Annotated in this window: 3 protein-coding genes; all 3 read left to right on the forward strand. The window is 63.1% G+C overall.

From position 1 onward, the window contains the following. The coding region (locus H097_RS22790) for a head completion/stabilization protein (RefSeq protein ID WP_032862628.1) at positions 1-371 on the forward strand (371 nt) is incomplete at its 5' end. Further along, positions 368-814 carry a phage tail protein gene (locus H097_RS22795; RefSeq protein ID WP_032862629.1) on the forward strand — a complete coding sequence of 149 codons (447 nt, stop codon included), beginning with the start codon at positions 368-370 and terminating at the stop codon, positions 812-814. The genes H097_RS22790 and H097_RS22795, both read left to right, overlap by 4 nt. Continuing rightward, positions 804-1,023: phage virion morphogenesis protein (locus tag H097_RS22800; protein ID WP_032862630.1), on the forward strand; the 220-nt coding region annotated here is incomplete at its 3' end. The genes H097_RS22795 and H097_RS22800, both read left to right, overlap by 11 nt.

Below are 1,023 nucleotides of genomic sequence, written 5' to 3' on the forward strand. Positions count from 1 at the left end.
AAGAACAACGCCTGCCGGCGGAGTACCTGGTAGAGCTGCTGGCCGACGCAATTTACACGGCCATGGTCGAGGTCAATTACGACCTTGTGCGGTGTAAAGAACGATGGAAAGGCGCAGGCGTGCGCAGTGTTGAGTCCGCGGACTCTACCGTACTGCCGGAACGCACTTTCCAGGTCAAGCTGTACAAACGCGCTGTGTACTGCCGCGCAAAGGCGAGCGCGTTAACGCAGTTCGCCACCGTTACACGCCGTGAAAGCGCCGAGAACACCGGCAAGGAAGCCCCGGAGCGGGCGGAAACCTTTCTCGCTTTCAGCCAGCAGGCCGTTCGTGCCCTGCAGGGCCGTGGCCGCATCACGGCGGCCCTGCTGTGATCCAGCTCAAGGCGTTGACCGCCTACCTGATGGAACGCCGACTGGTGGAGCCTGAGCAGTTCGACAGCTGGACCGAACAGGTCAGCCTGGAACTGATCTGGAAACCCGACCGCGACGGCCTGCACATGTCTGACATGCGTTATCGCGCCGTGTTTGCCCTGGAGCGTTTCACCGACCATCCAGCCAGGCTGATGGCCCTGGTCGCCAGTTGGCTGGAAACCCACGACCCCGACCGGCACCGCCACGATCTGCCGGCGCCGCTGTTCGCTGTTGAGCCCCTGGACGCCGACACCTTCGACGTGGAGCTGTCCCTGGAATTCATCGAGCCGCAATACCTGGCCGAAGACCCCACCGGCGAGATCGAGGCGTTCGGCAAGACCTGGGCGTTTATCCCGTTCGATCTTTGGACCGCCGAACAGGGCGAGGTCGATCATGGCGCGTAGCACTCTGGAGCTGGACGCCCGGGGCTACCTGGGCGTGCGCGAGCAACTGGCGCTGCTGAGTCTGCCGCCGCAGTTGCGCCGGCGTTTGCTCAACAACGTGACCAAGCGCGTGCGGACCATGAGCCGTAAGCGCGTGCGCGATCAGCAGAACCTGGACGGTTCACCTTTCGAGGCCCGCAAGGGATCGAGCAAGGGCAAAAAGAAGATGG

This window comes from Pseudomonas sp. FH4 (assembly GCF_000510915.2).
Lineage (GTDB): Bacteria > Pseudomonadota > Gammaproteobacteria > Pseudomonadales > Pseudomonadaceae > Aquipseudomonas > Aquipseudomonas brenneri.